Source organism: Mesorhizobium sp. M7A.F.Ca.MR.148.00.0.0, assembly GCF_003997735.1.
GTDB lineage: Bacteria > Pseudomonadota > Alphaproteobacteria > Rhizobiales > Rhizobiaceae > Mesorhizobium.
In genome coordinates this window covers 1-17,380 of sequence record NZ_RZTB01000119.1, presented here as the reverse complement: position 1 = coordinate 17,380, position 17,380 = coordinate 1, and the positions used below count along the sequence as shown (strand labels likewise).

Below are 17,380 nucleotides of genomic sequence, written 5' to 3'. Positions count from 1 at the left end.
CGCCCAGCCCGCCCAATTCCCCAGCCAGCGCCTCGCCCTTTCCGGACGACGAAAGAATGGCGACCTTGAAGCCGTCCGCCGCCAGCCGCTTGGCCGCCGCCGCACCCATGCCGCTGCCGCCGGCCACCACCACAGCTACTTTTTCTACACTCATCGGATTTTCCTCTCAGGGTTTGCGGGCACCGCAAGCGGTGTTTTCGGGAGCTGAGCGTTGATATAGCTGGTTTTCCCCGCTGGTTCGAACCAGAATGCCTGAAATCAACCTGTAGAAAAACTCCTGCATGCCCGAAGCCTTCCTCAGCCTGCCGCCGTTGAATGCGCTGCGCGCCTTCGAAGCCTCGGCGCGTCATCTCAACTTCCGCATCGCCGCCGAAGAGCTCAATGTCACGCAAGGGGCGGTCGCCCAGCACATTCGCGGGCTGGAAGCCGATCTCGGCACAAAGCTGTTCGAGCGGCTGCCGCGCGGCCTGGCGCTGACCGATGAGGGCCGCGCCTATGTCCCCAATATCCGCCGCGCCTTCGACCTGATCTCGGAGGCGACGCTGCTGCTTCGTCCCGAGCCGGCGCGGCTGACGATCAGCGTGACGCCGAGCTTCGCTACCAAATGGCTGATCCCGAGATTGCACGACTTCGTCGCGCACAACCCGCTGGTCGATTTGCGCGTGCTGGCCAGCGAGAGCCTATCGAGCTTTCAAGCCGATGGCGTCGACATCGCGGTCAGGCAAGGCCGCCCGCCCTTCGGCGCTGGGCTGATCGTCGACCTGCTGTTTCCCCAGCAGATCGTCGCCGTCTGCAGCCCGGCCTTGCTACCGGAAGGTGTTGCTGAAATCGCAGCCTCCGAAATCCAGCACCATGTGCTGCTGCACGATGCCCACAATCTTTGGCCGGAATTCATGGAGAAAGCGGTCGGCCTGAAGATGACGACCGAATTGAAACGGATGCGCTTCAACCAGACGGGCCTGGCCATCGACGCGGCCGTCGCCGGCCAGGGCATTGCGCTGGCCAGCCGCTTCCTCGTAGCCGCTGATCTCGCCACGGGCCGCCTGGTTCAGCCCGTCAGCGGCGAAATGCGCGGCACGCAGGATTTTTATGTCGTGATGCCGAGAAGCGCCACCCCGAGCCGACGCAAGCCGTGCGGCAATGGTTGCTGGATGCGGGAGAAAGGCCGCCGCTCTAGATCGGCAGCAAGGCGTCGGGCTTCACATTGGCAATCGAAGCGTAGGTGTGTGTCTCCCGCACCCCCGGGCAGCGGCAGGATGACGCGCTGCAGGAAATCCTGGAACATCGCCATGTCGGCGATGCGCGCCTTGACCAGATAGTCGAAGCCGCCGACCACCATGTGGCATTCGATGATCTCGGGCGCCCGCAGAACCGCCTCGGCGAAGCGGTCGAACACATGCGGCGCCGTGTGGTCGAGCCGCACCTCGATGAAGACGAGCTGCGCCTGCCCGATCCGAGCAGGATCGAGCACCGCGCGCACGGCGCGAATGAAGCCTTCGGCGAACAGCCGCTTGACGCGCTGCGTCGCCCCGGTCGGCGACAGACCGACCCGGCGCGCCAGATCGAGCGTCGTGCGGCGGCCGTCCTCCTGCAACAAACGCAGCAGCGAGCGGTCGATACGGTCGAGATCGTCCATTTCAGGATTCACACTTTTTGACCAGAACACACGTGATAATCACGTCAAAATAGCAAAAGCAGTATATTTCATCACGCTCCCGGACCGCAATACCGTTGTCGTGCAACCGACAACGAAAGCGGATCCCATGACATCAGCGATATCGACCTCCCGCAGCGCCCAGGCCAAGGGTGACATGCCCGTACTCATCCTGAGCGAGGCCGAGGTGAAAACCTGCATCGACCTGCGCCAGCTTCTCGACGTGCTCGCCGGCGGCTTCAAGGCCTTGTCCGGCGGCAAGGTGGTCAATCCGGCACGGCCGCAGCTCGACATTCCGCAGGTCGGCTATTCGCTGGCGATGTCGGCATGGATGGCGGGCATGCATCTGACAGTGAAGATCGTCAACGTCTTCGAGGGCAACGTCGTCAAAGGCATCCCCAGCCACCTCGCCACCATCCATCTGTTCGACCCGCAGACGGGCATGCCGGTCTGCGTCATGGATGGCACCTACATCACCGCCGTGCGCACCTCCGGCTCGGCCGTGCTTTCGGTGCGTGAACTCGCCCGCCGCGACGCCAAGGTCGCGACGGTGGTCGGCGCCGGTGTGCAGGCCGGCCAGCATCTGCATCTTTTGCCGCTGGTGCGCGATTTCGCCGAAATCCGCGTTGTCTCCAAGGAATTTTCAGATGCGCAAGCACTTGCCGCGCAACATCCGGGTGTCGTTGCCGTCGCCGATATCGAGGCCGCGGTGCGTTCGTCCGACGTCGTCTGCCTGGCAACGCATTCCTATGCGCCGGTGATCTCGGCCGAATGGGTGCGGCCGGGCACCCATGTCTCGTCGGTAGGCGTCGCCCCGCCGGGCGGCGAATTGCCGGTCGAGCTTGTCGGCCGGGCCAGCCTGTTCGTCGAGACCAGGGATGCCTTTGCCCCGACGCCGGTCGGCTCTTGCGAACTGGCGGGCATTGATCCGAAAGCCGGAATCGAGCTCGGCGACATGCTGCTCGGGCGGCGGCCGGGACGGGTCAGCGCCGATCAGGTCACCGTCTACAAGGCCATGGGCGTCGCCATGGAAGACATGGTGGCCGCCGATCTCGCCTACCGCGAGGCGGTTCGGCGGGGAATGGGACGTGTAGTTGCGCTGTAGCGGAGCCGCTCAATTGTTGGAGCCAGCGCCGCCCGTCGATAGGATCGTCCTTCTCCCCGTTTACGGGGAGAAGATGGCGGCAGCCAGATGAGGGGCGGCACCAACGTGGAGGGTTGGGACCAGCCCCTACCCCTCCACCGTCTCCAGCACGCTCAGCAGCGCGCCCTCCATGTCAGGCTCGTCGCCGGAGCAGACGCACAGCATCTCGGCGTCGCCCTCGCCCACCGACAGATAGGCGTGACCCATGGTGGAATCGATATAGACGCTGTCGCCCTGTTTCAGCCGCACCGGCGCGTACTGGTCGGTGTGCAGCTCGATCTCGCCCTTGAGCACGATCAAAAATTCCTCGCCGGCATGCCTGGTCAGCGGGCCGAATTCCTGCGGCGTGCGGGCGCGCGCATAGGCGTGGATCGGCACCATGCGCTTGCGCACCAGATCTGTGGCCAGATAGCGGTAATCGTAGTTGCGGGTCAGCTGGCGCAGCGTGTTGGACTGAGAGGTCACCGAGCGGCGGGTGCGCGGAGACGGCTGCTTGCGGTCGCCGCTGAGCAGTTCGGTGACATGGATGCCCAGCCCCTCGCAGATCTGCAGCAGCTTGTCGTAACTCAATGACATCTGGTCGTTCTCGACCTTGGACAGCGTCGACACCGCGACGCCGGTCAGCGTGCTGACCTCCTGCAAGGTCCAGCCATGCGTCTTCCTCAAGCCGCGCAGACAATCACCGAGGTTCGGTTGCTCCGACATCGTCAGCTCCGTGGCGCGGCCACCGAGCCGCCAGTCTACCCTAGGTAGTCCAACTCCCTGCCGCCATCAACAACGCTACAATTTTCTTATACGCTAAATATTGACTGGATACGAAATTATTTCTACCCCTAGGACATGCAGTCCAAGTCTCCTCAAAAAATCGTCGTCATCGGCGGCGGCATTGCCGGCCTTTCGCTGGCGGCGGCCGTGCAATCCTGGGCCGAGATCACCGTGCTCGAGCGCGAGCCGCATCTCGGCTATCACGCCAGCGGCCGCTCCGCGGCGCTGTTTTCCGAAACCTATGGCAATGCGCTGGTGCGGGCGCTGTCGCTGGCCAGCCGGCAAGCGATCGTCAATGGCGGCTTCGCCGCCCACCGGCGCGGCGCGCTGCACGTCGGCGGTGTCGAAGACAGTGCAGCCGTCGACCGCATGGCGGCCGAGATGCAGGCGCTGGTGCCGAGCGTACGGCGCCTGTCAGCAGCAGAAGTCACCGCGCTGGTGCCGGTCATCGCCACGGCAACCACCTGCGGCGGCGTGCATGAACCCGGCGCGCTCGATGTAGACACGGGAAAGATGCTTGCAGCTTCAGCCTCCGCGCTCAAGGCCGGCGGCGGCGTGATCCGCACCGGCGAGGAAGTGCTGGAGATTTCCCGCGTCGCAAATGGCTTCAGCGTCACCACCAATGCCGGCGCCTACCAGGCCGACATCGTCGTCGACGCCGCTGGCGCCTGGGTCGATGTCGTCGCCGGGCTGGCCGGTCTCTCCGGTCTCGGCTTCCGGCCGAAGCGCCGCACCGCCTTCCTTTTCGATCCGCCCGCCGCCACCGACATCAGCGCCTGGCCGCTGGTGGTCGATTTGCATGAACAATTCTACTTCAAGCCCGATGCCGGCAGGCTGATCGGCTCGCTGGCCGACGAGACCGATTCCGAACCCTGCGACGCCTATCCGGAAGACATCGACGTCGCCATCGCCGTCGACCGCATCGAACAGGCGACGTCGCTGCGCATCGGCCGTCCGTCGACGCCCTGGGCGGGCCTGCGCACCTTTTCGCCCGATCGCACGCCGGTCATCGGTTTCGACCCTCGCCTGCCCGGCTTCTTCTGGCTCGGCGGCCAGGGCGGCTACGGTTTCCAGGTGTCGCTGACGCTGGCGCGGCTGGGTTCGGCGCTGCTGCGCGGCCAACCGCTGCCGGACAATCTCACGGCACGCGGTATCACCTCCGCCGCGCTTGCGCCCGGCCGTTTCATCACCCCGGCGGCGACGCCATGAACTTCACCGGCCTGCCCATTCCCTCAACCCGTAAAGTGTCATCAGGAGCGTTTGCGATGAAATCCGTTCTGCGCGCAGTCCTTACCTCGTCCTTGCTGGCCTCGTCCGTCCTTCTTGGCGGACAGGCCTACGCCAAAACCCTGGTCTATTGCTCGGAAGCCAATCCCGAAACCTTCAACCCGGCGATCGGCACGGCGGACTCCACTATGGATGCCGCCGCCAAGACGATCTTCAACCGGCTGGTCGAGTTCAAGCCTGGCACGACCGAGGTCGGGCCGGCGCTGGCCGAAAGCTGGGAAGTCTCAGCCGACGGCAAGACCTACACATTCCACCTACGCCACGGCGTGAAATTCCAGTCGAACGACCACTTTACACCGTCGCGCGAGTTCAATGCCGACGACGTGCTGTACACCTTCAACCGCCAGCGCGACGCCAGCAATCCCTACCACAAGCTCGGCGGCGGCGCTTACGAGTACTTCAACGCACTGGGCATGGGCACGCTGATCGACAAGATCGACAAGGTCGACGACCACACCGTGCGCTTCACCCTGACGGCGGCCAACGTCACCTTCCTGCCCGGCATTGCGCTCGATTATCTCTCTATCCTGTCGTTGGAGCAGACCGAAAAGATGGTCGCCGCCGGCACGCCGGAACTGATCGATAGCGAGCCCGTCGGCACCGGCCCGTTCGTGCTGCAGGCCTATGTGCCCGACAGCCAGATCCGCTACGCCGCCAACAAGAATTATTGGCGCGGCCCGCCGAAGATCGACACTCTGGTGTTCGCCGTCACGCCCGAACCGACCACGCGCGTCGAGCGTCTTAAGGCCAATGAGTGCCAGGTCGCCGCCCCGCCCCCGCCCAGTGCAGTCGCCGATTTGCGCACCGATCCCGACATCACCGTGCTCGACCTCAAGGGCCAGAACATCGGCATTCTCGGCTTCAATGTCGAACATCAGCCGCTCGGCGATGTGCGCGTGCGCATGGCGCTGGCCAAGGCCGTCGACCGCAAGGCGATCGTCGACGCCGTCTATGCCGGCGCCGGCACGGTCGCCGGCAGCGTCGTGCCGCCGGCGCAGATCGGCGCCGTCACCGATGCCGGCATCGACTATGACCCGGATGGCGCGAAGGCGCTGCTGAAGGAAGCCGGCCACGAGAGCGACCTGAAAGTCAGCCTGTGGGCGATGCCGGTATCGCGGCCCTACAATCCCAATGCCAAGCGCATGGCCGAGATGATCCAGGCCGACTGGGCGAAAGTCGGCGTCAAGGCCGAGATCGTCAGCTTTGAATGGGGCGAATATCTCAAGCGCACCGCGGCGGGCGAACAGGACGCCTATCTGCTCGGCGGCAGCAGCGACAATGGCGACCCCGACAACATGCTGAGCTACCTGCTGTCCTGCGACGGCGTGAAGGGCGGCTCCAACCGCTCGCGCTGGTGCGATCCGGCCTTCGAGAAACTGCTGCAGGACGGCCGCGTCGCCGCCGATCCGAAACAGCGCGCCGACATCTACGCCAGGGCGCAAGCGATCCTGAAGGTCGAGGTGCCGGTGGCGCCGATCGCCCATTCGGTGGTGGCGATCCCGATCCGCAAGAGCGTGCTCAACTACGTGCTCGACCCCTTCGGCCGGCAGAACTTTGCCGCGGTCGATATGACGGAGTGAAGCTTGGCGACCCTGCCCTCGGGCTTGGCCCGAGGGCGCACCGACATGAATAAAACCAGTAATTTGGCGGCGAAAGCAGAATCCATGCGTGAAGACCTGAACGCCCTACTCAAGACCTATCTCACCGATGGCGCGGTAGGCGCCTCGCTCGCCTACTCCACAGGCGCCGCACCAACCGCCATCACCGTCGGCCTCGCCGACCGGGAGCATGGCATTGCCGTCTCGCCCGACCGCCTGTTCAAGATCGGCAGTTGCACCAAGACCTTCGTCGCCGCCGCATTGGTCAAGCTCGCTCAGGACGGCAAGCTTGACCTAGGCGCGCCGATCGCCTCCTGGTTTCCCGACCTCCCAGGAGCAAAAGACATTTCGGTGCGCCAGCTGATCAACCACCGCAGCGGCCTGCCCGAGTTCGAATATTACATTCCGATGGATCCGAGCCGGCAATGGACGCCGCAACAGCTGGTCGACATAGCCTTCGTTTCCGACAAGCAGAAGGCGCCGGGCGGGCCCGCCGTCTACAACAACACCGGCTATGTTCTGGCCGGCATGGTGATCGAGGCTGTCTCCGGCCAGTCGCTGGGCGGTTATGTCAGAAGCGCGGTGCTGCACCCGCTCGGCCTGACAAACACCTGGTCGCCGGCCACCGAAGCCTTTCCGGAAAAGTCGATGGTGCGTGGTTACTACCACCGCCCCCCGCCGCCAGCGAATGCTCCCACCGACATCGCCTCGGGCGGCGAGATGTGGCGCATGGACGGCGTGCTGCCCTATTCCGACGACTTGCAGGATTCTTCCGATTCCTTCCCGTTCGGCGCTGCCTATGGCTGTGGCGACATGGTGTCGACGCCGTCCGACATGGTGGGTTTCATGCGCGGCCTGTTTTCCGGAAAGCTGCTGTCGCCACCGTTCTTCGCCGAGATGTTTGAGCACCGTGTGCCGGCAAGCTTTCCAGGCACTCGCATGCGCGAAACCGGTGCCGGCATGTTCCAGAGCATCTATGCCGACCGCGCCTTCTACGGCCACCAGGGCAGCATTCCCGGCTATGTCGCCGTGATGCTGCACGATCCGATCTCGGGGTTGACCATCGCCATGACCAGCAATGTCGGCTCCGGCAACCGGCTGTCCTTCCAGGCCAGTGGCCTCCATCCGGTGGTCGATAAGGCGATCAGGATAGCTCTTGGATGAAGGGTAGGGCCTATTCTGCGCCGCTACATTCGCCTCATGGCGCCAGAGCGCGAAGCGCGGCGTTGGCGGCGATGCTTTCATAGAAATCCTTCGGGCAATCGCTGGCGGCGAGCCGGTAAAGCCGCAAAGCTTCATCGTTATATGCATGGAGTTGGCTGAGTTCGGCAGTGTAGAAATTGGCCTCGCACACCTGTCCGGTTTTCGTAGCCGCGTCCGGATCATCGGCGGCGGCCAGCGTTTCGGCCGGCGTCTTCTCGCCGAGCAGCATGCGAACCACCGGCGCCGGCCACTTCGTCATGTCGAGCTTGCCGATTGCATCCTGCAAATGGCCCGCCGCTCCGTTGCGCCGCTCCACGATGTCCAGCCAAATCGCAAAATAGGCGTTGTCGGGCGCCAGCCCCGCCCCTTGCTCGAAATCCACCTGCGCCTTGGCAGGCGTGTCCGAATACAAATAGACGATGCCCCGACCCAGAAAGGCATAGGCATATTTCGGATCGATACTGGTCGCCTTGTCATAGTCAGCGATGGCGCGGGCATAGTCCCCCTTTGCCCACAATACCATGGCTCGGTTGCCGTAATCTTCGGACGCCGGGTCCAGATCGATGACGTGGTTATAGTCATCCAAGGCGCGGTCGTAATTGCCCTTCCTATGCCAAATCTCGCCTCGACCGATATAGAATTTGGCATCTTTGGGATCGAGGCCAATCGCCTTGTCGTAGTCGGCGATGGCGCGATCATCATTGCCCTTCCTATGCCAGGCCAGGCCGCGGTTGCCGTAAGCAGCGCTGTCTTTCGGACCGAGCGTAATTGCCTGGCTATAGTCCGCGATGGTTCGGTCGTAGTCGTGCTTTGCAAACCAGGCCCGGCCCCTGTTGTAGTAGGCAATGCCTAATTTCGGATCGAGAGTGATGGCCTGATCGTAATCGACGATGGCGCGGTCGTATTGGCCCTTATCCACCAAAATCACGCCTCGATTGACGTAAGCACGGAGATATTTCGGATCAACTTCTATTGCCTTGGTGTAGTCGGCCATCGCACGGTCCTGCTTGCCCTTTTGCGACCATAGCAGGCCTCGATTGTAGTAAGCGCCCGCGTACTTCGGATCGAGAGCCATGGCTTGGTCGTAGTCGGCCATGGCGCGGTCGTAATCGCCTTTGGTCGCCCAAATCAGACCTCGATTGGTGTAGGCATCTGCACTCGGATGGAGGCTGACCGCCTGGTCACTGTCGGCCATGGCATGGTCATAGTCGCCCTTGGCAATCCATGCCATCGCTCGATTGTAGTAAGCACTCGCAAACTTGGGGTCGAGGCCAATGGCCTGATCGAAATCGGCCATAGCGCGATCCAAGTCGCCCTTGGCCGCAAATGCGGCACCCCGGTTGTTGTAGGTTTCGACTCGTTTCGGGTCGAGATCGAGCGCCTTAGTGTAGTCGGCAAGAGCACGATCATTGTCGCCTTTTCTGAACCAGGCATAGCCTCGACCGTTGTAGGCGTCGGCGCGTTTTGGATCGATGCCGATCGCCTTCTCGAAATCGGCCATAGCCTGGTCGAAATCATCTTTGTGGACCTCGATCAGGCCCCGATTCAAGTAGGCGTCGACCTGCGCGGGTTCGAGGCGGATTGCCTGATCGATATCGGCGATTGCGCGGCCATCGTCGCCCTTCATACTCCAGCCAGCGCCGCGCCTGAGGTAAGCGGTGCTGCGCTCATCAACGCGTCTGGCCGCGTCGTCGATGACGTATGTGCAGGCCTCCATTTGCCGAGCGCTACCGGCGACTTGGCCAACGCAGTCGGCAAAATTTACGTCAGCCGGGCCACATCCTGCCAGTGCCAGCAAGGCGGCAACGCAGGTCAGCTCTCGCCAGGAAAGCCAAAGCAGCTTCAGAACCGATCCGATCGACTCGCCCCCTATGTAAGGCAGTTGCGCAAAGTCTTGCTCAACGCGGTTCGACTGTAATCGATAAGATTTTTTGAGCAATCGCCAAAACGTCTACTTGAAAAGGCGCCCTCCAGCCTTCGTCCGTCCAGATCAGGCGCAAGAGGCGCAGCAGCGTTGCGCGCTCTTTCTTCGTCAGCCGATGCAGGAAGCGGTCCTCGTGTCGGCGAACCTGCTGCCGACACCCAGACATCGCCGCCCGGGCGGCCTGAGCAACGGCGAGCATCTACGCGCGCCCGTCGCCGGCATGATCGAAGGAATTCCTGCTCACCGATGCGCTGCCGCGCACCGGTCGGCGGACAGGACTGAGGCGTCGATCAGACCGCAGGCGCACCGCGAAAAATCGTAACGGCCGCCGCGACGATTTCCGCATTGTCCTTGGCTGCCCTGCCACCGGCGAGCGTCTTGCCGTCTTCCAGACCGACCCGTGTCGACCAACGCTTGCGATGCGCAAGCTTGACGAAGGGCCAGACAGTTGCATCAACGCCATGCAGCAAGATCGGCCGCCGTACCCCGGCGCGCTCGAGCACGGCGACGATGCCATGCGCTTCGTCGAGTGCAGCGGACAGGTCCGGGATGTCGATCTCGATCAGAATGCGCAGCACCTGGTCGTGGCCGGGAAGCGCTACGAAGCGCTCGGCGTCGGCGACGACGGCAAGCCCCGCCTCGATGCCGACACCACGCTGGCGCAGCAGTTCCATCACGGCGGGCGCATCCGGTTCGGACAGGTTGACCGAAGCATAGTCGGGCAGGTCTCGCCAGCCGGCGATCGCCGTGCGGGTCCGCTCGACGTCGTTCTCGATCCAGGCGCCGGTCGACACGCCGACCAGTGTTCCCGGGCAGGTCCGGCGCACCGCCAGCACGGTGGCGTCGACGGCTGCCAGGCTTTCGCGCCCGTCAGTGCCGCGCGGATGGATGTGCAGTTCGGCCGCTCCAGCGGCGACGCAGGCTGCCGCATCGCTGGCCATTGCCTCGGCAGTCAGCGGCAGCTTCGGGTGGAAATCGCGCACGCGCGCGCCGTTGATGCAGGCCTGGACGATCATCGGTCTCACCTTGCGCAGGAAGTTGACAGTCTAATCACGCGGCGGTGAAGCCGCCAATCTCCCCCGTGTGGGGGAGATCTTCAATCTCATCAAGCGTGCAGGCTGCGAAACAGATCGAAAATCTGATTGTTCAGGTCGGCAGGACAGCGCCCCCCTTTATCCTGCCGGACATCTCCCCCACGGGGGGAGATTGGCAGCATCAACGCCGCGCGCCTCCCCGCAACATTCGGCGGCATTTGAATAAAAGCCGCTTGTGGATATTTACCCGGCGTTCCCTCGTCTCCGGCAAGGTCTTCTAGGGCGGGATCATGGAGGGACCATTGACCAGCGATTTTTCAGCCGCCCGCATCCACCTCGAACGAGCCTATCATTATCTGCAAGGCAACGACGAGACGAGTCGCGCGGCCTGTGAAGCGCTCGATCTGTTGATCGAAGCGGTGACGGAAGCGCAGCACAGGCGACCCGAGGCTGGAGTGCTGGAGTTTCCGCAATCGACGGCGCGGCGAACCGGATAGAATGCGGCGAGTTTCAGGTCAGTTCGGCCTGGCCTGAAACTCGCCGCACCCGGATCACGATGCCTTGCGGGCCGTCGCTCCCTTGGTCGCACGCGCGACAATTCGTTCCAGCGGCTCTGGCCGGTGCAGCAAAAATCCCTGGCCGAAGGCGACGCCCATGTCGCTCAACATGGCCAGCGTGTCCTGCTGTTCGATCTTCTCGCCGACCACGTCACAGCCGAGGCTGCGGGCGATGCTGGTGATGGCCAGCACGATCTCGCGATCGAAACGGCTTTGCGTGATGTGTTCGATGAAGGAACCGTCGATCTTGATCGTGTCGACGGGGAACCGCCGGAGATATTCGAACGAGCTCATACCGGCGCCGAAATCATCGAGGCTGACCCGGCAGCGCCGCTCGCGCGCCTTGCGCACAAACTGTTCGGCGGCGTCGAAATTGGTGACGGCGGCGGTTTCGGTGATCTCGAAGCCGATGCCCGAATGCGGCGCCCCGGTTTCTTCTATGACGTTGTCCACGAAGTCCCAAAGCTGCGGGTCGCTCAGCGTCTGCGCCGACAGATTGAAGCCAAGCGTCAACGCCCCCGAACGCAAGGCGGCACCATGCCGCGACAGCGCGGTGCGGATGATCCAGCGGTCGAGCCGCGACGCGATGCCGAACCGCTCGGCCACCGGAATGAACTCGCCGGGTGGCACCAGCCGGCCGTTGCGGGCGGCGAGCCTGGCCAACACTTCGACATGGCGGCTTTCCAGCCAGGGACGGCCCAGCCGATGGATTTCCTGGCCAAACAGCTTCAGCCTTCCGTCTTCCATGGCATCGACCGTATCGGCGACGACGCGCGCCGCGTTGAGGCCACCCGAACCCGATGCCGTATCGGTGGAGAAGACGGCAAATCGGTTCCGCCCGGCGGCCTTGGCCGCGTAGCAGGCGTCGTCGGCGCAGGCCAGCGCGTCGGCCACCGTCGTGTTGGCGTCATCGACGAAAGCGATGCCGATCGAGGCCGCCAGCTTGCGCGACGTGGCCGTCGATCCTAGTTCGGCATCGCGAACCGCGGCAAGTACCGCGTCGGCCAGCCTCCCGGCCTGCGCCGTATCGCAATTGGGCATCAGCAGCGCGAACTCGTCACCGCCCAGGCGCGCGGCATGCGCCGTCGGGGGAAGGCAGCCCAGAATGCCTAGGGCAACGCTTTTCAGTGCCAGGTCGCCGGCCGCGTGGCCGGCAAAATCGTTGAGCGCCTTGAAGTAGTCGAGATCGACGTAGAACACGGAAAGCGGCAGCAACTGCGGGGCCGCGATGTGATCGGCCAGCAGCCGGTCGAACGCGGCGCGGTTCAAGAGACCGGTGAGCGCGTCATGGCGGGCCGCATAGGCAAGCTCCTGCTCGCGCTGCTTGTCTTCGGTGATGTCGCGCACCGTGCCCAGGATCTGCCCCGCCAGCCGGCGGTCCGGGATTTGCGGGTCGGCGATGAAACGCAGCAGGGATTCTATGTGCCGGACCTCTCCGTCGCGCCGGACGATGCGGTATTGCACGGCGGTGACCTTGTCCGTTTCGAGCGGCACCAGATGCGTGCGCGACGCGGCCTCCTTATCGTCCGGATGCAGATAGCCGAACCAGTGGTCGCGCTCGACTTCGGCGGTGTCGGAGACAAGCCCGAAAATCTCCCTGGTGCGTTCGTCCCAATAGCTTTTGCCGGTGGCGAGGTCGTGGTGCCAGATGCCGGTACCGCTGGCGGCGAGCGCCAGGCGGAAGCGCACATTGACCTGCTCGAGTTCGGCTTCGGCCGCCTTCTGCCTGGAGATGTCGGTCTGCACACCCATCAGCCTGAGCGGCTTTCCCATCGCGTCGCGCTCGACGGCGCCACCGCGATCGAGCACCCACACCCAGTGTCCCTGCTTGTGCTTCAGCCGCAATTCGGTCTCGATGGCGTCGGTCAGGCCGGCAATGTGGCGGTCGCCGCTGGCCAGCGCCCGCTCGCGGTCGTCGGGATGGGTCAGTTGCAGCCACAGGTCGCTGGTGTTGGCAAGTTCGCTCTCATCGTAGCCCAGCATCCGCGCCCAGGTCGCGGAATAGAAGCAGTCGCCGGTTACAAGATCCCAGTCCCAGACACCAAGATGGGCGCGCTCCAGGGCCTTGGCCCAGAACGTTCCATTGCGACTTTTCTTGCCCTGACGCGCCATCGTCTGCTTCGCCTGCTCCACCGCAGGGCAATCTGCGGCAAAACCAGAGAAGAAACAGTTACCACGGCGATGGCGGGCTGCTTTGTTGGCTCCTCACCTGCCGCCTCTGCTCTTCGATTGGCCGGCAAGAACCGGAGTTTCGCATCGGCCGGATGTTCCTAGTCATGGCTCCAGGTCATCGGCCAATCCGGTGATCCCGGATCATCGGCGGCGCCGATGATCACATTGCAGAGACAAGAGGATCTTCCAATGACCAGACAAGAAGACAACAAGGCCGTCGTCGTCAGATGGTTCACCGACTTCTGGGGTGAAAGCTGCGACCTGTCCGTCGTCGACGACATCGCGGCACCCGACATGCTGCTGAAATACTCGCTGCACGAGCCGCGCCGCGGCCGCGACGACATCAAGGCCTTCATGACCGACTTCCGCACCGCCTTCCCGGACCTCAACTTCTGGGCCACGGCCGACCTGATTGCCGAGGGCGACTATGTCGTCGGCCAGTGGGAGGGCGGCGGCACGCATACCGGCCCGGCCTTCGGCGATTTCCTCGCCGGCTCGCTGCCGGCCGTCACCGGCCGCATCATGCGCTTCACCGGCACTACGGTGCTGAAAGTAGTCGACGGCAGGATCGTCGAAGAGATCGGCCTTGATGACGGCGTCGCCGCCCTCACCCAACTCGGTCTGATCAAGGCCGCCTGATCGAACGGTATGTTGAAAGAGGGCCATCGCCAACCCAGGCGATGGCTCCCTCAAGCTTAGCCGAAGCCCGATGGCGAGGCAGCCTGCAGCCGTTGAAAACCGACAATGACGGCAGAGCGTTGCGGCGCGACGCTTTCGTAAACAGGCTCTTTGCCAACAAGCATTCTATCGGTCTAATATTTAGAGATCTATTGCCCGCAAGTGTAACCTGATGGTAATATATCGCCTGCGAAATAACCCAATTATTTTTTTGGACAACTGGCGGAATGTCCTTCGATGAGTGAGCACACAGGTCAGCGCGGCAACAATCGCCGCCCAACTGCCATCATTGACCTCGACATCGCGACAACCAGGAGCGGCTGGCTGCTGGTTGCCTTGTGTCTGACCTATGCCGTGACCGCTGTTTGCCTGCAGCCGGACCGCTACCTGCATCTGGCGCAATCCTATGCCAAGCCGTTCGCCTTTTTCCTGCCCGCGCTTCTGGCGGCGGGCCTTGGTGTGGCGGGGCTGGCATTTGCCCGGCATGCGCCGACGAGGTTCATCCTCGGCGTACTCAGGCACCGCTGGCTTGCAGCCGCACCCGTCATCTTCTTGTTCTTTCTCGGCGTCACCGCATTCACCACCTTGAAGGTCGCCATCCCGGACATGGTGCCGTTCTACGCCGACCGCGCCCTGGCGGACCTCGATCTTCGGCTGCATGGCGCCGATCCCTGGACATGGGCGCACAGCATCGTTTCCGAACCGGTGTCGGTCGCCATTTTCGCCGGCTATGGATATGGCTGGCTTCTGCAATGGTTCGGCGCCGTGCTCTTCGTCGCCTTCTGGAACAATCCGGTCGGGCGTTTGCGCTACCTATGGGCATTCGCGCTGACCACGATGCTGTGCGGCACCGTTCTCGCGACCCTGCTGTCGTCCGCCGGCCCGATATTTCACGACCAAATCTACGGCGGCGACCGGTTTGTCGCGCTGCAGGCCGCTCTGGCGCAGAAGGGCTACGGCGCGTCGGTCCATCTGTACGCCGATTACCTGTTTACAGCCTACCAGAGTGGCCGCCCGGAACTCGGCGGCGGCATCTCCGCCATGCCAAGCATGCACGTCGCGTTCGCCACGCTCAACGCGTTCTTCCTGGCTCGATTCGGCCGCCGGTGGGCAATCGCCGGCTGGTCCTTCGCGGCCTTCATCCTGTTCGGTTCGGTTTACACCGGCTGGCACTATGCCGTGGACGGCTATCTCTCGATTCTCGTGGTGTCCCTGCTCTGGTACGTAACGGGACGCTTCATCTTGCCGCAAGCGAGCCAGGACGTTGCCGACAGAGGGTTGGCCATTCCCGACCCGGCACCACAATGATGATCATATCTGGGCAGCGTTGCCGGGAGGCATACCCATACCGGGTCGGCTTCCGGTGACTCCCACGTCCATTCGTCGGCCGATCTGGCGACAGCTCAGGCGCGTTTGCGGCCCCTATCATTTGCAAGGTGATAGGGTTGCACGAGGACCTCGGCAGGAATGTTCCATTCCTTGTTCAGTTTGAAGATCATATCCAGGGTAAGCGCCCGCTTTCTGTTCAGCACCTCGGTCGCCCGGGGCGATGACCCGATTACCTCGGCTAGAGCCTTTCGTCGCCAAGTTGAACAGTTCCATGTGCGAATGAAGGGCTTCAACGGGATCGGGTGCTTCAATCGGGTAGTGCTTGTCCTCATAGGCCTCGATCAGAGTTGCGAGAACGTCAGGAAACGGGTGGCGAGACCGGCTTCCTGCGGCTTCAATGCCGGCCATGTTCATTACCCTGGCGAAAAATCTGAAATCCGCGCCGCTGCAAGCCGCCGACGATCCGCGCTGGGCGCGAATCGTCGTGCGCGACAAATCCGCCGACGGCGCATTCTGGTATTCGGTGGCGACGACCGGTGTCTATTGCCGGCCTTCCTGCCCGTCTCGGCGCGCCAATCCGAAAAATGTGCAATTGCACGACACGCTCGATCAGGCCAGGGCCACCGGCTTTCGCCCGTGCCGGCGCTGCGACCCGGATGGCCCGTCGCTCGAGGCCGGCAACGCGGCGATGGTCGCCGCTGCCTGCCGCAGGATCGAGCAGAGCCAGGAAGAACCGTCGCTCGCTGAGCTGGCTGATGCCGCCGGCCGCAGCGCCGGTTATTTCCATCGTATCTTCAAGGCGGCCACCGGGCTGACACCGAAGGACTATGCCGCCGCGCACCGCGCCGCCAAGGTTCGTCAGGGCCTGGAAGACGGCGCCAGCGTCACGACGGCGATCTACGATGCCGGCTTCAATTCGAGCGGACGTTTTTATGAGAAATCCACTGGCATGCTCGGCATGACGCCGACGCGCTATCGCGCCGGCGGCGCCGATGAAGAGATCCGCTTCGCCGTCGGCGAGACCTCGCTCGGCGCCATCCTGGTCGCGTCCAGTCAAAAGGGCGTCGCCTCGATCCTGCTCGGCGACGATCCCGACGCGCTGGTGCGCGACCTGCAGGACCGTTTCCTCAGGGCACGGCTGATCGGTGGCGACCGCGACTACGAGGCGCTGGTCGCCCGCGTCGTCGGTTTCGTCGAGGTTCCGGCGCTCGGTCTCGATTTGCCGCTCGACGTGCGTGGCACCGCCTTCCAGCAGCGTGTCTGGCAGGCATTACAAGACATCCCCGTCGGCCGCACGGTTTCCTATGCCGAGATCGCGCAGCGCATCGGCGCGCCGAAGGCGACCCGCGCCATCGCCGCCGCCTGCGCCGCCAACAGCCTTGCCGTCGCCATTCCCTGCCACCGCGTGATCCGCAGGGACGGCGCCCTGTCCGGCTACGCCTGGGGCGCGGAGCGCAAACGCGCGCTGCTGGAGCGTGAGGCCGGCGAATCTGACAGCGCCTACCGATCCGCGCGGAGATGACGGCCAAGCATGCGCGCGATGGCAAGATCTCATGACAGCGTCACCAATCGGACCGCCCGCACCGCCGCCGCCGGCAAACGCGCCGAAAAGGCGAAATCCCAAGTCATGGCTGCCATCGGCGGACTTGTCGATGAGGGTAGGGCTGAGTGGAACCACACCGCGACCGGCGAGATCGAGCTGCGCCTGCTGAGCGGTGAGGTCTTCGTGCTCGGCGAAGTGTCGGTTACGCGTGTGGCATGAGCATGCTTGGCTGAAGTGCGGACGGTTCAAAATCAGCACTCTATGGCGCGCCCCTCTGTCCTGCCGGACATCTCCCCACAAGGAGGGAGATTGGCAGTTCCGGCGCCGGCTCTCGTCCTGCAACGTTGGAGATTGGCGAAGGCGGTGGTGACAGCCAATCTCCCCACCCGTGGGGGAGATGTCCGGTAGGACAGAGGGGGGCGCCATAGAGCACCTACCTTTGCGCCTTTCAGGCAGATTTGAATTTGAAAGCAAGCACCGGAGTGAGACACG

General features: G+C 63.7%; 15 protein-coding genes and 3 pseudogenes. 10 read left to right on the top strand and 8 right to left on the bottom strand.

The window, feature by feature from the left end; translation table 11 throughout:
* Positions 1 to 154 (bottom strand): SDR family NAD(P)-dependent oxidoreductase (locus EOB49_RS38035; protein ID WP_348630283.1); only part of this gene is annotated, 154 nt, incomplete at its 3' end.
* Between the two features lie 127 nt (positions 155 to 281).
* Here EOB49_RS38035 and EOB49_RS28160 point away from each other — a divergent pair.
* Positions 282 to 1,177, top strand: a pseudogene (locus tag EOB49_RS28160) (LysR substrate-binding domain-containing protein).
* Here the strand turns inward: EOB49_RS28160 and EOB49_RS28155 are convergent.
* A pseudogene (locus EOB49_RS28155) lies at positions 1,174 to 1,636 on the bottom strand (Lrp/AsnC ligand binding domain-containing protein). The pseudogenes EOB49_RS28160 and EOB49_RS28155 overlap by 4 nt on opposite strands.
* Before the next feature lie 127 nt (positions 1,637 to 1,763).
* Between EOB49_RS28155 and EOB49_RS28150 the strand changes: the two are divergent.
* Complete coding sequence (locus EOB49_RS28150; protein WP_127382906.1) at positions 1,764 to 2,759, top strand: ornithine cyclodeaminase family protein; 996 nt, start codon at positions 1,764 to 1,766, stop codon at positions 2,757 to 2,759.
* Between the two features lie 126 nt (positions 2,760 to 2,885).
* Here EOB49_RS28150 and EOB49_RS28145 read toward each other — a convergent pair whose 3' ends face one another.
* A complete protein-coding gene (locus EOB49_RS28145) occupies positions 2,886 to 3,503 on the bottom strand; it encodes an XRE family transcriptional regulator (protein WP_127382905.1) in 618 nt (205 codons plus the stop codon).
* A 135-nt stretch (positions 3,504 to 3,638) separates the two neighbouring features.
* Between EOB49_RS28145 and EOB49_RS28140 the strand changes: the two genes are divergently transcribed.
* From EOB49_RS28140 to EOB49_RS28130, 3 genes are all read left to right on the top strand, one after another.
* On the top strand, positions 3,639 to 4,772 hold the full coding sequence (locus tag EOB49_RS28140; protein ID WP_127382904.1) for an FAD-binding oxidoreductase: 1,134 nt from the start codon (positions 3,639 to 3,641) through the stop codon (positions 4,770 to 4,772).
* Positions 4,773 to 4,828: 56 nt separating this feature from the next.
* Positions 4,829 to 6,430 carry an ABC transporter substrate-binding protein gene (locus EOB49_RS28135; protein ID WP_127382903.1) on the top strand — a complete coding sequence of 534 codons (1,602 nt, stop codon included), beginning with the start codon at positions 4,829 to 4,831 and terminating at the stop codon, positions 6,428 to 6,430.
* Positions 6,431 to 6,514: 84 nt separating this feature from the next.
* Complete coding sequence (locus tag EOB49_RS28130; RefSeq protein ID WP_127382902.1) at positions 6,515 to 7,612, top strand: serine hydrolase domain-containing protein; 1,098 nt, start codon at positions 6,515 to 6,517, stop codon at positions 7,610 to 7,612.
* 34 nt (positions 7,613 to 7,646) lie between these two features.
* Here EOB49_RS28130 and EOB49_RS28125 read toward each other — a convergent pair whose 3' ends face one another.
* The 3 genes from EOB49_RS28125 to EOB49_RS28115 all read right to left on the bottom strand — a co-directional run bounded on the left by EOB49_RS28125 (position 7,647) and on the right by EOB49_RS28115 (position 10,591).
* Positions 7,647 to 9,590: a tetratricopeptide repeat protein gene (locus tag EOB49_RS28125; RefSeq protein WP_127320527.1), complete on the bottom strand. Its 1,944-nt coding sequence runs from the start codon at positions 9,588 to 9,590 to the stop codon at positions 7,647 to 7,649.
* Positions 9,550 to 9,774, bottom strand: coding sequence for a hypothetical protein (locus EOB49_RS28120; RefSeq protein WP_245472863.1), 225 nt, complete (start codon positions 9,772 to 9,774; stop codon positions 9,550 to 9,552). Before EOB49_RS28120 ends, EOB49_RS28125 begins: the two co-directional genes overlap by 41 nt.
* Before the next feature lie 91 nt (positions 9,775 to 9,865).
* Positions 9,866 to 10,591, bottom strand: coding sequence for a 3-keto-5-aminohexanoate cleavage protein (locus tag EOB49_RS28115; protein ID WP_127382901.1), 726 nt, complete (start codon positions 10,589 to 10,591; stop codon positions 9,866 to 9,868).
* A gap of 320 nt (positions 10,592 to 10,911) precedes the next feature.
* Here EOB49_RS28115 and EOB49_RS28110 point away from each other — a divergent pair, with 320 nt between their 5' ends.
* Entirely contained in the window at positions 10,912 to 11,106 is a 195-nt protein-coding gene (locus tag EOB49_RS28110) for a hypothetical protein (RefSeq protein WP_164748793.1), read from the top strand.
* Between the two features lie 54 nt (positions 11,107 to 11,160).
* Here EOB49_RS28110 and EOB49_RS28105 read toward each other — a convergent pair whose 3' ends face one another.
* The gene (locus EOB49_RS28105) at positions 11,161 to 13,278 is read right to left on the bottom strand and encodes an EAL domain-containing protein (RefSeq protein WP_127382900.1); all 2,118 of its coding nucleotides are present in this window, start codon (positions 13,276 to 13,278) and stop codon (positions 11,161 to 11,163) included.
* Between the two features lie 249 nt (positions 13,279 to 13,527).
* Here EOB49_RS28105 and EOB49_RS28100 point away from each other — a divergent pair, with 249 nt between their 5' ends.
* Together EOB49_RS28100 and EOB49_RS28095 are read left to right on the top strand one after the other, a co-directional pair.
* The gene (locus EOB49_RS28100) at positions 13,528 to 13,977 is read left to right on the top strand and encodes an ester cyclase (protein WP_127382899.1); all 450 of its coding nucleotides are present in this window, start codon (positions 13,528 to 13,530) and stop codon (positions 13,975 to 13,977) included.
* A gap of 276 nt (positions 13,978 to 14,253) precedes the next feature.
* Positions 14,254 to 15,324 (top strand): phosphatase PAP2 family protein, encoded by a 1,071-nt coding sequence (locus EOB49_RS28095; RefSeq protein WP_127382898.1) that lies wholly within the window; start codon positions 14,254 to 14,256, stop codon positions 15,322 to 15,324.
* 95 nt (positions 15,325 to 15,419) lie between these two features.
* On the opposite strand, the pseudogene EOB49_RS38030 reads toward EOB49_RS28095, so the two are convergent.
* A pseudogene (locus tag EOB49_RS38030) lies at positions 15,420 to 15,711 on the bottom strand (XRE family transcriptional regulator); the annotation flags it as partial.
* A gap of 40 nt (positions 15,712 to 15,751) precedes the next feature.
* On the opposite strand from EOB49_RS38030, the gene ada reads away from it, so the two are divergent.
* Positions 15,752 to 16,867 carry a bifunctional DNA-binding transcriptional regulator/O6-methylguanine-DNA methyltransferase Ada gene (gene ada / locus EOB49_RS28085; RefSeq protein ID WP_127382897.1) on the top strand — a complete coding sequence of 372 codons (1,116 nt, stop codon included), beginning with the start codon at positions 15,752 to 15,754 and terminating at the stop codon, positions 16,865 to 16,867.
* 18 nt (positions 16,868 to 16,885) lie between these two features.
* Positions 16,886 to 17,107 carry a hypothetical protein gene (locus EOB49_RS28080; RefSeq protein ID WP_245472861.1) on the top strand — a complete coding sequence of 74 codons (222 nt, stop codon included), beginning with the start codon at positions 16,886 to 16,888 and terminating at the stop codon, positions 17,105 to 17,107.
* Positions 17,108 to 17,380: the final 273 nt, after the last annotated feature.

Bases quoted from the DNA above. Each gene is read 5' to 3' on its own strand.
- EOB49_RS28150 (WP_127382906.1), top strand. From the start codon at position 1,764: ATGACATCAGCGATATCGACCTCCCGCAGCGCCCAGGCCAAGGGTGAC.
- EOB49_RS28145 (WP_127382905.1), bottom strand. From the start codon at position 3,503: ATGTCGGAGCAACCGAACCTCGGTGATTGTCTGCGCGGCTTGAGGAAG.
- EOB49_RS28140 (WP_127382904.1), top strand. From the start codon at position 3,639: ATGCAGTCCAAGTCTCCTCAAAAAATCGTCGTCATCGGCGGCGGCATT.
- EOB49_RS28135 (WP_127382903.1), top strand. From the start codon at position 4,829: ATGAAATCCGTTCTGCGCGCAGTCCTTACCTCGTCCTTGCTGGCCTCG.
- EOB49_RS28130 (WP_127382902.1), top strand. From the start codon at position 6,515: ATGCGTGAAGACCTGAACGCCCTACTCAAGACCTATCTCACCGATGGC.
- EOB49_RS28120 (WP_245472863.1), bottom strand. From the start codon at position 9,774: ATGCTCGCCGTTGCTCAGGCCGCCCGGGCGGCGATGTCTGGGTGTCGG.
- EOB49_RS28115 (WP_127382901.1), bottom strand. From the start codon at position 10,591: ATGATCGTCCAGGCCTGCATCAACGGCGCGCGCGTGCGCGATTTCCAC.
- EOB49_RS28105 (WP_127382900.1), bottom strand. From the start codon at position 13,278: ATGGCGCGTCAGGGCAAGAAAAGTCGCAATGGAACGTTCTGGGCCAAG.
- EOB49_RS28100 (WP_127382899.1), top strand. From the start codon at position 13,528: ATGACCAGACAAGAAGACAACAAGGCCGTCGTCGTCAGATGGTTCACC.
- EOB49_RS28095 (WP_127382898.1), top strand. From the start codon at position 14,254: ATGAGTGAGCACACAGGTCAGCGCGGCAACAATCGCCGCCCAACTGCC.
- ada (WP_127382897.1), top strand. From the start codon at position 15,752: ATGTTCATTACCCTGGCGAAAAATCTGAAATCCGCGCCGCTGCAAGCC.
- EOB49_RS28080 (WP_245472861.1), top strand. From the start codon at position 16,886: ATGGCAAGATCTCATGACAGCGTCACCAATCGGACCGCCCGCACCGCC.